Genomic DNA, 14,125 nt, shown 5'->3' with positions numbered 1-14,125 from the left:
AATCTGTTAATTGACAGAAGACCAACATAGAACGTCAGTCCATGAAAAAATTCGCACCCAGCTGGCTGCTATCCGTATTTACCTGGCTCCTGGTTTCCTGCTCAACGCAGGAGCAACAAACCCTGGACCTTTCCAAGGCCGTGATTTTGGTTACACCAAAGATTGCCAGCCCGATGCAGGAAACTGCCCGCACCATTTTGGTAGAAGAAATTGAAAAACGGAGCGGGATTCCGCTGGAATTGGGCAGCGATTGGGAATCCGAAACCCAAATTGCCCTTGCGCTGGCTACCGATACCGTACTCTTTGGAAAGACCGTTCCGTCACGAGAGGGCTCCGATGCTCCGGAACAGCAAGACGAAGGCTACCGGATCTTTCATGAATCCGGCGAGGACGGGAATACGCTCTGGGTGATTGGTGCCGATACCCGCGGGATATTGTACGGCATTGGCAAACTGCTGCGAACGGCCCACCTGAGCGAGGGTAAGGTTGCACTCAGCAGGAACATCGATTTTTCCGAATCCCCGCAATATGCCCTTCGGGGACATCAGTTTGGGTACCGAAATACCGCCAATTCCTGGGATGCCTGGACGGTGGCGCAGTTTGATCAGCATTTTCGAGAGCAGGTGCTCTTTGGGGCCAATGCCTTTGAAAATATTCCTTTCCAGGAAGTGGGTTCCAGCCCGCACTTTAAGGTGGAACCGCAGCGGATGGAAGTGGAAATCAGCAAAATATGTGAAAAATACGATGCCGATTATTGGGTTTGGACCCCGGCTCCCCGAGACCTGAGTGTGCCCGGAGCCCTTCAAGAGGGGCTTGAGAAACAGGAAGACTTTTATGCGCGTGTTCCCCGATTGAATGCAGTATTTGTTCCAGGTGGCGATCCCGGGGATAACCATCCTTCCGAGTTAATACCCTACCTGGAGGAGTTGTCAGAGCGATTGCAGCAATACCATCCGGATGCGGGCATTTGGGTTTCATTGCAGGGGTTTAACAAGGAAAAAGTAACCTATTTTTTTGACTACCTGGAAAAGAATAGTCCGGACTGGTTGGCGGGAGTGGTGAATGGGCCCAGTAGTCCGCCGGTTGCCCTGGAACGGGAGCTACTGCCGGAAAAATACCAACATCGTTTTTATCCCGATATCACACATACCATTCGCTGCCACTATCCGGTAGCGCATTGGGATCAGGCCTATGCGCTGACCCTGGGCAGGGAACCCTGCAACCCGCAGCCGCAAATGTATACGCGCTTGTTTAACCGGGACAGCCCCCATACCGATGGGTTTATCACGTATTCCGATGGTACGCATGACGATGTAAACAAAGCCGTCTGGAGCCAATTGGGATGGAATTCCGGAAAAGATCCGGAAAACATTGTGCGTGAATACAGCCGGTTTTTCTTTGGTGCCGAGCTGGCGGAAGAAGCTGCCCAGGGGATATTTGCGCTGGAGGACAATTGGGACGGGCCGATTCTGGAAAACCCGGCCATTGAAGAAACGCTTGCCTGGTGGAAAAGGCTGGAGGCCGAAAATCCTGAACTGGCCGGAAATTGGCGCTGGCAACAATTGCTGATGCGGGCCCATTACGATGGATACATCAAAAAACGCCTCGCTTTCGAAAAACGACTGGAGGCCGAAGCCTACGCCATTCTGGCCAAAGCCGACTCCATTGGGGCCGATCAGGCGATGAACCAGGCCTTGCAACACCTGCAAAAAGCGGAAACCGAGCCGGTTTCCCAGGACCTGAAGGAAAAAGTGCTTGCTTACGGAGAAATGCTTTTCCAGAGCGTTGGGGCGCAGACCAGTGTGGAAAAATACGGAGCCAGTGGTGCCGAGCGGGGTGCCATCCTGGATTTTATCGATTACCCGCTAAACAACCGCTGGTGGTTGGAAGACGAGTTTGAAAAGGTGCGTTCGTTGGGATCCGAGGCCGAAAAACTGGCCCGCTTGGACTTTATCCGAACCTACGAGTACCCGGGAGAAGGAAGCTTTTACGACAATATCTCCAGTGCCGATGCCAAGCATGTAACTTCAAAAACCGATGATGCCATTGACTTCTTGTGGGAAAACAACGGGATCAACCGCAAGCGCCTGTCCACGCAGCTGTTCCAGTTTACCCCCACCTTGTCGTACGATGAGCTGGACCCGAATTCCGATTACCTGATCCGGGTTTCGGGCTATGGGGAAGCCCTTTTGCGGGCCAATGGACAGCGGCTTACACCTACGAAATACGAAAAGGGATACGAGGAATTCAAGGAGTTTCCACTACCAGGAGATTTAATTAGCGATGGTAAGTTGGAGATCCGTTTCGATAAACCAGATGAAGAACACCTGAACTGGCGGCAGCAGTCGCGGGTAACGGATGTTTGGGTTATCAAACAATAGATGGTTAGTTAATTATTTCAGGCAGGAGAGGAGTTTATTATTTATAATGCAAATAGAAAAAAATCAAATTTCTGATCTCATTTCTCAGAGCGAATAACCACTTGATGAACTGTGCGACTATGTGGTTAAAAATATATAATTGGGATTTTAAGAATAGGTTTTCGGTTTCCCAGGTTTTTTTGGTCCGATTTAGACCTTTTTTCTAATCCACTACACGTATTGCAAATCTACCAGAGAATACGTATTTTTGATAAAAAGCACATGAATACGAAATTAACTTTAACCATTGAGAAGGAGGTCATTAAGACAGCTAAAGACTATGCAAAAGAAAAAGGGCAAAGTCTTTCCGACCTGGTTGAAAATTACTTCAAGCTGATTACCATTAGCCGAAGGAAGATTCAACCCAACCAATTGTCTCCAAGGATCCAAAGGTTAAGAGGGATCATTCAGGTAGACAGTGATTTTAATTACAAGGAAGTACTAAACGAAGAATTATCCAAACAGCATGGCGGCTAGGATTTTTTTAGATTCAGATGTGGTAATCGATTTTTTCACAGATCGGGAACCGTTTGCGAATCCGGCAAGTGAAATATTTGATTTAAATGAACGAGGCCAGTTGCAACTTTTTATTTCGGCAGTTAGTATTAATAATATTTATTATATCGTAAGGAAATACCTGGACCATAAAAGAGCCATTTTAATAATTGAAGAACTCACGGCTATGTTTCAAATAGCAGGAACAACCCGAAATGAAATTATTCAAGCATTGAAAAATAATTTTAAGGTTTTTGAAGATTCAATTCAATACTCCACGGCTTTGTCGATAGAGGGAATAGAAGCGATACTTACCCGCAATGTAAAAGATTATTTGAACTCGGAGATCGCGGTATTTACTCCGGAAAATTATTTGAAATCAAGAGCAATCTAGTACAAACCAGGTTTGAGAAGAACTACGAGGAATTCAAGCAAATACCCAATCGATAGCTGAGTGGCGGTTCAGAGTCTGGGAAAGTTTATTGGTACCTTATAATTACACCATCTTTAATAAATTCAGACCATGGTGAGAGCGGTGTCAAATAAAAGAGTATTGCTTTCATTCTTTATACAGTGCACCTGAAACCTGACGCCTCATAAACAAAATAATGAATCTGACTAACGACATTACCGAACTTGTAGAAGCCGGTGTGATTTCTCCCGAGACAGCAGGCAAAATCCGAGATTATTATGGGGAAAAAGGCGGACAGTCAAGCAATCGGCTATTTGTCGCCTTTGGGGTTATAGGTGCCATATTGGTTGGCCTTGGAATTATCTTAGTACTTGCGCACAACTGGGATGCGTTTTCGCGAACGGTAAAAACCTATTGGGCCTTTCTTCCACTCGTCATTGGGCAGGCACTGTGTGGGTTCGTGTTAATGAAAAAACCAGAAAGTGCCGCATGGAGAGAAAGCGGTACTGCTTTTTTATTTTTTGCTGTTGGAGCAAGCATCTCTCTCGTTAGCCAAATATACCATATGCCTGGAAATTTGGGCTTATTCCTGCTTACCTGGATGCTGCTTTGCCTCCCATTGATCTATGTGATGCAATCGTCCATCACATCCTTACTTTTCCTGATCGGAATTACCTTCTATGCTGCCGAGACAAGCTACTGGACCTACCCGGGCACCGAAGCCTATTTTTACTGGCTACTGCTACTGTCCATTATGCCTCATTATTACCTGCTGGGTAGAAAAAATCCAGAAGGTAATTTCATGATTTTCCACCATTGGATCATTCCGCTTTCAGTGATCATTACCCTGGGGACGATTGCCGGTACCGTAGATGAACTAATGGTCCCGGCTTATTTTAGCCTTTTTGGGCTTAGTTATTTAATAGGGGAGTTGGACTTTTTTGCCCGGCAGAAGCCGATAAACAACGGGTACAAGGTCCTGGGCTTCGTGGGGACATTGGTATTACTGCTGACGGTAAGTTTTGATTGGTTCTGGGAGCATTTGCGAAACGAAGATTTCATTTGGAACCAGGTCATTACGGCACCGGAATTTCTGGCAGTGGTGTTACTCACCGTATTCGGGGCGGTGCTGCTGGCCCCGCACCTTAAAAACAAATCCTGGAAAGATGCCAAGCCAATAGGGCTTGTTTTTATTTTATTTATTCCCATTTTCATTAGTGGGCTATCCTCATCCCTTTCTGTCCTGTTCGTTAATCTACTGGTTTTTGCAATCGGTATTTTTACCATCAGAAATGGCGGAAGGCTAAACAATTTAGGGACATTGAACCTGGGTTTGCTAATTATTGCCGCTTTGGTGGTTTGTAGATTCTTTGATACCGATTTAAGTTTCATCCTGAGGGGTGGTTTATTTGTGTCGGTTGGGATTGGGTTCATTGTCGCCAATTACTGGATGCTCAAAAAGAGAAAATCAAATGAATAGCAAAAAGATTGCATTGCTGGTATTTGTGTGTATTGCCCTGGTGCAGTTGTATGTGCCGGCCAGAATGATTCTTGACAGGGAAGCCATTCTGAGTACCGGGAAGGAATATAGATTCAAAACCCAGCCAATTGATCCCAATGACCCATTTAGAGGAAAATTTGTAGCTCTTTACTACGAAGAAGCGGTGATTACGGTTCAAAACGAAGCAGAATGGCTGCCTGGTGAAACGATTTTTGTGCTGCTGACAACAGACAAGGAAGGGTTTGCAAAAACGCAGGGCGTCTCCAAGGAACCTCCCACTACGAATCAGGACTTTTTGAAAGCCAAGGTTGCCTACGTGACGGATAACGGCACAAACAAGCTAACGCTTGACTACCCATTCGACCGATACTACATGGAAGAATCAAAAGCGTACGATGCCGAATTGGCTTACCGTGAATCCCAACTGGACACAACGCAAACTGCCTATGCGGTGGTGCGTATCAAAGCAGGTGAAGCGGTTTTACAAGAGGTGTTGATTAATGGGGTTCCGATCAGGGAGTTGGTGATAAACAGGCAGAACCATCAAGAATAGACCGAAGCAGGAAATAGGGAGGTGCCATTTACTTGAAGCGCACGGCTATGGTTTCTTTTTCCGTAATGGATAATGGCAACATCAGTAGTACCGGCACATTTACAATCTTCCGAAAGGGGGTACAATTGGAGGGTCGAACAAAGAGAGCTGCATACCGCAACCGGGGGAAGCAGTCGCGGGTAATGGATGTAGGGCTGATCAGGCAATGAATGGTCCGTCTTAGGCAGATGGCGGCCGAAAAGGTAGGAATCAGCTGTTTAGCGCCTATTTTTTTCATCCCTGAACCAGAAAAGTGCTGATTCCGGTGGTTTTATGATCCTAAATTCTTAATTTAATTCCGGAAATTGATTAAGAGGGGGTAAAGGATTCGTTTACACGCAACGCCGCTGCCTTCAAAAGATAGCGTTATATGGATGTTATTTACTGTTTTACAAATAACCAACTTCCAATTATATGCCAACAGTTTTGCGAATAGGCCCTTTCCGGTTTTTCTTCTTCAGCAATGAAGGAAACGAACCTCCCCATATTCATGTTGAATCAGGTGAAGGCCATGCGAAATTTTAGCTGGAACCAGTTGAATTAGCTAATTCAACAAATTTTAGTGCCCCTGAATTAAATAAATTACGTAAATTAACAGAGGAACACAAAGAGTTAATATTAGAGAACTGGCATGAGTACTTTAACAGATATAAAAATCAATAGAGCCAAAAAAGTCTGGTTTACTGAAGAAAGGCTTTATGTCCTATTGGAAGATGGAAGAGAAATAGGTACTCCAATTGAATGGTTTCCCAAACTTCGGCAAGCTTCAAGAGAACATTTAAATAATTGGAGGTTAATTGGAGGAGGAATTGGAATTCACTGGGAAGGCCTTGATGAAGATCTCTCAGTTAATGGATTATTAAAATAACGGAGTGTTAGCTCAACTCTGTCTGGCTTCCCTTCGGGGGCTAGCCTCACGGCCGGATCCTGATGCCATGCTACCGTTCTTAGAAAAACCGTTACCTCCAAGCCATTTGCGTCTCAATCAATACTTTTCGGTTTTAACTGTAATCTAATCAGCTATAAAACACTGTATTTCTGTACAGTTTCGAAAAAATCGCCTCTTGACTCTGGTCAATACAAGCTTCCAAGCTTAGTTGTTAAGTGCGGCGGCATGTACGTCTACATTTCTAGTAAGTCGAACCAACCCCATTCCTACGATGCCCTTAAACCAAACTGAACGTCAAATTTTACGCAAACACCTGATCGAATCGCTAAGTGGTGAAAAAGCTCACATTACCTTTGATCGGGTAGTAGCCGATTTCCCCTTAGAGGCCATCAACAATAAAGTGCCGGGCATTCCCCATTCTCCCTGGTTCCTGGTAGAACACATGCGAAGGGCGCAGCGGGATATCATCGAATTTATAAACAACCCCAACTACCGGGAAATGAACTGGCCGGAGGACTATTGGCCAACAGCCGAAGCGGACACCAATACCTGGAAACAATCTATGGAGGGTTTTTTTGCCGACCGAAAGCAACTGATTCAGATGATTGAAGATGATTCTCTCGACCTGTTTGCCCCCATTGCGCATGCCCCGGATTACACGATTTTTCGGGAGATCATCATCATGGCCAATCACAATTCTTACCACACCGGTCAATTGATGTACCTCAAAAGAGTATTTAAAAATGAGCCTAGCTAAGGAAAATCAAGCAAATTTCAACCTCTGTTAGTTACCTGCTTTATGGCAAAATTGCGTAACTTGTTTAGCACTTAACATACAGAAAGGGCAAACGGATATTGACTATGAAACGATTTCCGGGGTTGAAAAAAGAGAGGCGGGAAAAAGGAGGTATCCCGGTATTTGCATTCAAACAAGGAATGGTAAGGAATTCAAAATGGTCGTTTATGAGCCAGAGGTGTGGATAGCGGAACTAAATGAAAGGATAACCCGATAAAAAAAGCGGATTTCCTGAATTTTAAGCGTTTCTTAAGATTCAATTAATGGATTCTTAAGCGAGTTATATGCATATTTGGTAGATGAGGATTTTGATAGTTGAAGACGAAAAGGGAATTGCGGCTTTCCTTAAACAGGGATTAGAGGAAGAGTCGTTTGCTGTGGATGTGGCCGATGAAGGCAAATTGGGCCTGCGCTTGGCGTTATCAGGAGAGTACGATATACTATTACTTGACTGGATGCTTCCGGGATTAAGTGGAATCGAAATTTGCAGGCAGTTCAGAAAAGAATTCCCAACCACCCCTGTCATTTTTCTAACCGCCAAGGACACGCTTGACGAAACGCTGTTTGGTTTGCAGTCTGGCGCAAATGATTATATTAAGAAGCCCTTTCATTTCGAGGAAATTCTGGAGCGAATCAAAGTGCAACTGAGACCAAAGATGGGTGAGCACTCCCTATTTACCTTGGGAATCATTACGCTGAATACGGAGACCCATCAGGTATTTAAAGGAAAGGAAGAGGTTAATCTCACCCAAAAGGAATTTGCCTTGCTGGAATACCTTATCCGCAACAAAGGCAAGGTATGTAGAAGAACGCGGATCATAGAAAGTGTATGGGATATCCACTTCGAATACAATACTGGTGTTATCGATGTGTACATCAACGCATTGCGAAAGAAGCTTTCCTTATCTGAGGAAGAAAATTACATTCAGACCGTTCGTGGTGTAGGTTACATCGCAAAAGAAATATGAACCTAAGCTTCAAAAATAGAATAGCCCTGCATTATATGGTGGCGACAGCCATCATCATGGCGGTTGTTTTTGGCACCATCTTTTTGATTGTCGAGCGTACGGTGATACAAAACCTGGATAATGATTTATCGTACGAAGCAGAAAAGCATTTAAACGAGATTGAATTCGTAAAAGACAGCATTCAATTTATCAATAAGGAAGAATGGCAAGAGCGTGAACACACAGAGACCCAAGTTAACCCTGTTTTTATTCAATTGAATGACAAGCAGGGTTCGGTGATGGATCGATCCCCGAACCTGAAGCAGGATTTTCTTACCTTCAAAGGAAAGGCGGATGGCGGGCATTACAATGCCGAACTGACGGATATCCCCATCCGGCAAGTTCAACTACCTATTATGGAAAATGATCGGATAAAAGGATACATCGTTGCAGCCATATCCTCAGAATCTGCATTTTCTGTGATCTCCCGGTTGAGAGAGGTCTTGATCATTTCTTATTTCGTGCTACTGGTAGGCTTATACTTCATCTCCCGGTTTTTGGCAGGAAGAAGCATGATTCCCATTCAGGAAATGACTCGTACCATAACTCATATCACCCAAAATAATCTGAATGAAAGAGTTGCTTTGCCCAAAAATCAAGATGAAATTTTTCTTCTTTCTTCCAGTTTCAATGACTTGCTGAAGCGAATTGAAAAGGCCATTGAAAAGGAAAAACAATTTACGTCGGATGCGTCTCATGAACTCCGGACCCCTCTTGCCACACTGCGTGGCACCTTGGAGGTGCTGATCAGGAAGCCACGATCTCAACAGGAGTACGAAGCAAAGATCCTTTATAGCCTGGAAGAAATCGACCGAATGACGGCTACCTTAGAACAACTGTTGATGTTGGCCCGATTAGAAACGTCCGTAGGAAGTAAAAAGGATTCTTTTATACCTCTTTCCGTGCTCATTGATGAATCCATCTCCCGGTTTAAACCCCTGATTACTAAGAAAAAACTGAAAATTAGGCTGAATATCAATCAATCGGAGAAGGCCCTTATACCTCATTTCTACAGCAATATCATTATTGACAACATCCTAAATAATGCCATTAAATATTCACATTATGGAGGAACGATACGTATCGCTGTAGATATTGTAGAAGGCCGAATTACCTGTAATGTCAGGGATGATGGAATCGGAATTAAGGAAGATGATTTAGTCAATATTTACGATAGTTTTTATCGATCAGATGCCTTGGATCACAAGCAAATTCCAGGAAATGGATTGGGACTGGCCATAGCAAAAAAATGTGCCAATGCCATTCAGGCTGAATTAAAGGTTAGCAGTACCTACGGTCAGGGTACCAATGTGATGATTACTTTTTGAACGCATCACAGCCTTCCGAAAGCGGAAACCCATGCGAGACCAAAAAGAATAATTGCAGCCTACCTATGACGGGACCATATAGAATATTATTTATATGGCTTTTGCAAAACTTTTTATAATGCTACTAGACGTATTGGCTGAAAAGACGGGCGTTTCCACTATCACAAAAGTTATTAATTGTTAGAATTATTTTATTGGCAGGATTGAAATGGGAATATCAGCTCTGACTGGCTACTTCCTGCGTGTAGGACTAGAAGAACTACCAATCTTAAGCTAATCTTAAGAAAGCCTTGAGAAAGCCTTTAGGACCGTCCGGCTACATTCGGTGAGTAATTCAAAATGAAGCTCATCAATGCTAGAGAAGATCATTCAGTACAGTATTCACCACAAGTTGATCGTGCTTCTGTTTTCAGCAGGAGTGATCGCCTTTGGAATTTATTCCCTTACTGAGATTCCCATAGGGGCGGTTCCGGATGTTACCAACAATCAGGTACAAATCATCACCACTTCTAGAAACTTAGCTACTGAAGATGTAGAGAAATTCCTTACCTATCCGGTAGAATTGGAAATGGCCAACCTGCCCAATGTGAAAGAAATCAGATCCATTTCTAAGTTCGGGCTGTCTGTAGTAACAGTGGTTTTTGATGATAAGATTGGCACCTATCTTCCCCGACAACTTATAGCAGAAAAAATAAAGGCTGCCGAGGAAAAAATTCCGGCTGGCTTTGGAAAACCATTTATGGGGCCAATCACCACCGGTCTGGGTGAAATCTATCAGTATGTGATCGAGGTAGATTCGCTTCATCGGGATGAGTATACATTATCCGATATGCGAACCATACAGGATTGGGTGGTCAGGCGACAACTTTCCGGCATACCGGGGGTGGTAGAAGTAAATACCTGGGGCGGTTACCTCAAACAATACGAGGTGGCACTCAACCCTGAAAAACTCCGAAGCCTGAATATTTCTGTCGCTGAAGCTTTTTCGGCATTGGAGAAAAACAATAGCGTGGCAGGGGGTGGCTACATTGAAAAAACCAACCAAGCCTTTTTCATCAGAGGAGAAGGTTTGGTTGGTTCTTTGGAAGATATTGAAAACATTGTCATTGAAAACAGGAAAGGGACACCCATCTTTATTAAAGATGTAGCCAGCGTTGGTTTCGGGCATGCGACGCGATTCGGTGCCATCACCGGCAACGGAGAGGGCGAAAAAGTATTGGGGCAAGTGATGATGCTTAAGGGAGCCAATTCCAAAGCGACCATAGAATCTGTTAAAGAAAGGGTTGCCCAGATATCCACCACCCTCCCTCCGGGGATTCATATCAATCCTTTTTTGGAAAGAAGTGAACTCATCGCCAAAACCACCTTTACCATCGCCGAAAACCTGATTTTGGGATGTCTTATCGTGATTTTTGTCGTTGTGCTTCTGCTTGGCAATATCCGATCCGGACTAGTGGTAGCATCGGTCATCCCCATGTGTTTGCTTTTTGCCCTATCCCTCATGTACATCTTCGGAGTGGATGCCAACCTGATGAGTCTGGGGGCCATAGATTTTGGGATTATCATCGACGGAGCGGTGATAATTGTAGAATTTATTGCCTTTAAAATAACGGCAGAGCGATCCACATTACTGGCATTGCCTAAAGCAGAAAGACAGCGCTTCATAGATAAAATCACCCATCATGGTGCCAGTAAAATGATGCACTCGGCTGTGTTCGGTCAGCTCATTATCATCATTGTATTCATTCCCATACTCTCTTTGGTGGGAGTAGAAGGAAAAATGTTCCGGCCCATGGCCCTGGTTTTTTCTTTTGCATTGATTGGAGCGATGATTATGTGTTTTACCTACGTTCCCGTAATGGCTTCTTTGTTTATAAAGCCTTCTGATCCTACCAAAAAAACCATTTCCTCTCGTCTCATCACCTTTCTGGAAGACAAATACAGACCTACCATGGCCTGGGCGCTGAGACGGAAAAAAATCGTTCTAAGTTTATCTGCGGCACTACTTATCGGGGTAGGCTTTCTCTTTAGCAGCATGGGGGGTGAATTTGTCCCCACACTGGATGAAGGTGATTTCGTAATCCAGCCGGTATTGAAGACAGGCACTTCCTTGAGCAATACCATAAAAGCCACGACACGAATGGAAAAGATACTGATTCAGTTTCCTGAAGTGGATCAGGTGGTGAGTAGGATTGGAGCTGCTGAAGTTCCCACCGATCCCATGTCCATGGAAGAAAGTGATGTCATTATCAAACTGATTCCAAAAGGAGATTGGGTAACTGCAGAAAGTAAGGACCAGTTAGCCGATAAATTCAAAGAGGCACTTACAGCAGAAATCCCCGGTGTGGACTTTGAATTTACCCAACCTATTGAAATGCGCTTTAATGAATTGATCACGGGTGTGCGGGCCGATTTGGCCATTAAAATTTTTGGCGAAGACCTGGATATTCTTTACAGCAAAGCCCAGGAGGTTGAAAAAGCGATTCAACTTATTGAAGGAGCAGCCGATATCATCGTTGAGAAAGTGGCGGGCCTCCCTCAAATGTCGGTGAATTATAACCGGCAAATGATTGCAAAATATGGGATGAATGTGGATGAACTCAACAGCATCATCACCATGGGCTTTGCCGGGAAAGCTGCCGGAACCGTATTTGAAGGTGAAAAGCAATTTGATTTAGTGGTTCGGTTTGATCGGGAACATCATCAGGATTTGGACGATATTGAAATGGCTACTATTCAACTTCCAAATGGAAATCAAGTACCCCTCAGCGAATTTGCCACCGTTAGCTATACCACCGGGCCGGCCAAAATATCGAGAGACGATACGAAACGAAGAATTGTGGTTGGGGTAAACGTACGGGGCCGGGATTTGGAATCGGTGGTGAAAGACGTGCAGCAGGTTATCAATAGAGAAATTGATTTACCTCCTGGTTACACGGTCGAATATGGTGGTCAGTTTGAAAACTTGAGAACTGCCAGAGACCGCTTAATGATTGCGGTACCCTTGGCCCTCATTTTAATTTTTATCCTTCTCTATTTTGCCTTTAATTCGGTGAAAGAAGCCCTCATAATTTACAGTGCAATTCCCATGTCAGCCGTGGGAGGGGTCATCCTGTTGTACATTCGGGATATGCCATTTAGTATTTCTGCCGGGGTTGGCTTTATCGCACTCTTTGGTATTGCTGTGCTGAACGGAATCGTCCTGATTGAAGAGTTTAAAGACCTAAAGGCGCAGGGCATCCAGGACATCAACAGGCGGATTTTGACGGGTACCAGGAACCGGTTACGACCTGTACTCCTCACGGCATCGGCCGCTGCATTGGGGTTTTTACCCATGGCTATTTCCACTTCCGCCGGAGCAGAGGTGCAAAGGCCCTTGGCTACCGTAGTGGTAGGAGGACTAATATCCGCAACCGCACTTACCCTAGTGGTACTACCCGTTCTTTACGCCTTGTTTGATAGAAAGGGGCATTTTCCAAGAGTTAAGTCATCGGTAAAGGGACTTGTGCTATTGCTTTTAATTACTCTTCCAGGATTGGGCTACGGTCAAGATCAAAAAATCTCCGCTAATCAGGCCGTGGAAATCGCTTTGGAAAATAATAGGGGCCTAAAGGCGTCTTCTCAGCAAGTGGACCAAAGCAAGCAACTGTTGGGAAGTGCCATTGACATTGGTAAAACGGAGATTTATTATAATAAAGATGAGAACAACATTGCCCCCAATGATTTGGCACTTAACGTTTGGGGAATTAGTCAATCCCTAAAATTCCCTACTGTATACGGTTCCCAGCGGAACGTGATGAAAGGCGAAATCAAATTAGCTACTGACCAATATGCTATGGATAGGTATCTGGTTACCAGGGAGGTGTTGAAAGCCTACTATGAAATTGTTTACTGGCAGGAAATGCTCACTAATTTCAACTACCTGGATAGTCTGTACAGTACATTTGAACATGCAGCAAATAGGAAATTTGAGCAAGGCGAGTCTAATTATCTGGAGAAATTAACCGCAGAGACCAAGAGCAAGGAAGTTTCTATCCAACTCAGGCAGATACAGGAAAGCCAGCAAAAAGCCCGAATAAGGTTGAATCAATGGCTTCAATCTAATTCGAATTACACGGCACACAATCAAGCGCTTACCCGATTGGAGTTAATGCCCATGGATACCCTTTACCATCCAGCACTTCAATACTATTCAGACGCTTTAAAATTGGCCGATAGAAAAATCAACCTGGAAAAACAGCAACTGCTGCCCGATTTGAACGCTTCTGTATTTCAAGGCACCAATAATGGAACCGGGATTCAAAGTTATTCCGGCTTTCAGGTAGGTCTTGGGATTCCGCTATGGTTCGGAGCGCAAAAGTCTAAAATTAATGCGGCCAAAACCGGAGCTTCTATTTTAGCATCTCAATCCGAAAACTATAAAATTCAGCTGACTTCCCAATACCAGTCGCTGCGGTCAGACTTGAAAAAATACGAAGATGGGATCAACTATTATCAATTGTCAGGAAAAAAACTTTCGGAAGAAACCCTTATCCATGCCACAAAGGCATTTCAAAACGGTGAAATTGACTTTCTCCAGTACATCCAATTGCTGGAAAATGCGACAACCATCGAAACAAACTATCTCGGCACCCTTTTTCGGTACAACATGATTGTACTCGAGGCGAACTACATAATGAATTAAT

General features: G+C 44.3%; 11 protein-coding genes and 1 pseudogene. 11 read left to right on the top strand and 1 reads right to left on the bottom strand.

What is annotated here, in order from left to right:
• The first annotated feature begins 41 nt into the window (after positions 1–41).
• From GL182_RS06555 to GL182_RS06535, 5 genes are all read left to right on the top strand, one after another.
• Positions 42–2,381 carry a hypothetical protein gene (locus tag GL182_RS06555; RefSeq protein WP_163378848.1) on the top strand — a complete coding sequence of 780 codons (2,340 nt, stop codon included), beginning with the start codon at positions 42–44 and terminating at the stop codon, positions 2,379–2,381.
• A 261-nt stretch (positions 2,382–2,642) separates the two neighbouring features.
• Positions 2,643–2,897, top strand: coding sequence for a DUF6364 family protein (locus GL182_RS06550; protein WP_162344278.1), 255 nt, complete (start codon positions 2,643–2,645; stop codon positions 2,895–2,897).
• A complete protein-coding gene (locus GL182_RS06545; protein ID WP_163378847.1) occupies positions 2,887–3,309 on the top strand; it encodes a type II toxin-antitoxin system VapC family toxin in 423 nt (140 codons plus the stop codon). The genes GL182_RS06550 and GL182_RS06545 overlap by 11 nt, the downstream gene beginning before the upstream one ends.
• Positions 3,310–3,523: 214 nt before the next feature.
• The gene (locus tag GL182_RS06540) at positions 3,524–4,807 is read left to right on the top strand and encodes a DUF2157 domain-containing protein (protein WP_163378846.1); all 1,284 of its coding nucleotides are present in this window, start codon (positions 3,524–3,526) and stop codon (positions 4,805–4,807) included.
• A complete protein-coding gene (locus tag GL182_RS06535) occupies positions 4,800–5,381 on the top strand; it encodes a GDYXXLXY domain-containing protein (RefSeq protein WP_163378845.1) in 582 nt (193 codons plus the stop codon). The genes GL182_RS06540 and GL182_RS06535 overlap by 8 nt, the downstream gene beginning before the upstream one ends.
• Positions 5,382–5,409: 28 nt before the next feature.
• Here the strand turns inward: GL182_RS06535 and GL182_RS06530 are convergent, their stop codons facing one another.
• Positions 5,410–5,658: a hypothetical protein gene (locus GL182_RS06530; RefSeq protein ID WP_162344274.1), complete on the bottom strand. Its 249-nt coding sequence runs from the start codon at positions 5,656–5,658 to the stop codon at positions 5,410–5,412.
• A 176-nt stretch (positions 5,659–5,834) separates the two neighbouring features.
• Here GL182_RS06530 and GL182_RS06525 point away from each other — a divergent pair.
• The 6 genes and pseudogenes from GL182_RS06525 (at position 5,835) to GL182_RS06500 (ending at position 14,124) form a co-directional block, all read left to right on the top strand.
• Positions 5,835–6,083: pseudogene (locus GL182_RS06525) on the top strand (DUF4160 domain-containing protein).
• Positions 6,052–6,288 (top strand): DUF2442 domain-containing protein, encoded by a 237-nt coding sequence (locus tag GL182_RS06520; RefSeq protein WP_162343756.1) that lies wholly within the window; start codon positions 6,052–6,054, stop codon positions 6,286–6,288. The pseudogene GL182_RS06525 and the gene GL182_RS06520 overlap by 32 nt, the downstream one beginning before the upstream one ends.
• A gap of 292 nt (positions 6,289–6,580) precedes the next feature.
• On the top strand, positions 6,581–7,066 hold the full coding sequence (locus GL182_RS06515) for a DinB family protein (protein ID WP_163378844.1): 486 nt from the start codon (positions 6,581–6,583) through the stop codon (positions 7,064–7,066).
• 338 nt (positions 7,067–7,404) lie between these two features.
• Positions 7,405–8,073, top strand: a complete 669-nt coding sequence (locus tag GL182_RS06510; protein WP_163378843.1) for a response regulator transcription factor — start codon at positions 7,405–7,407, stop codon at positions 8,071–8,073.
• Positions 8,070–9,440 (top strand): sensor histidine kinase, encoded by a 1,371-nt coding sequence (locus tag GL182_RS06505; protein ID WP_163378842.1) that lies wholly within the window; start codon positions 8,070–8,072, stop codon positions 9,438–9,440. The genes GL182_RS06510 and GL182_RS06505 overlap by 4 nt, the downstream gene beginning before the upstream one ends.
• A 352-nt stretch (positions 9,441–9,792) precedes the next feature.
• Positions 9,793–14,124 (top strand): CusA/CzcA family heavy metal efflux RND transporter, encoded by a 4,332-nt coding sequence (locus GL182_RS06500; RefSeq protein WP_163378841.1) that lies wholly within the window; start codon positions 9,793–9,795, stop codon positions 14,122–14,124.
• Position 14,125 lies beyond the last annotated feature (1 nt).

The organism is Cyclobacterium sp. SYSU L10401, from assembly GCF_010993705.1.
GTDB lineage: Bacteria > Bacteroidota > Bacteroidia > Cytophagales > Cyclobacteriaceae > Cyclobacterium.
This window is presented reverse-complemented; position numbering and strand designations above follow the sequence as displayed.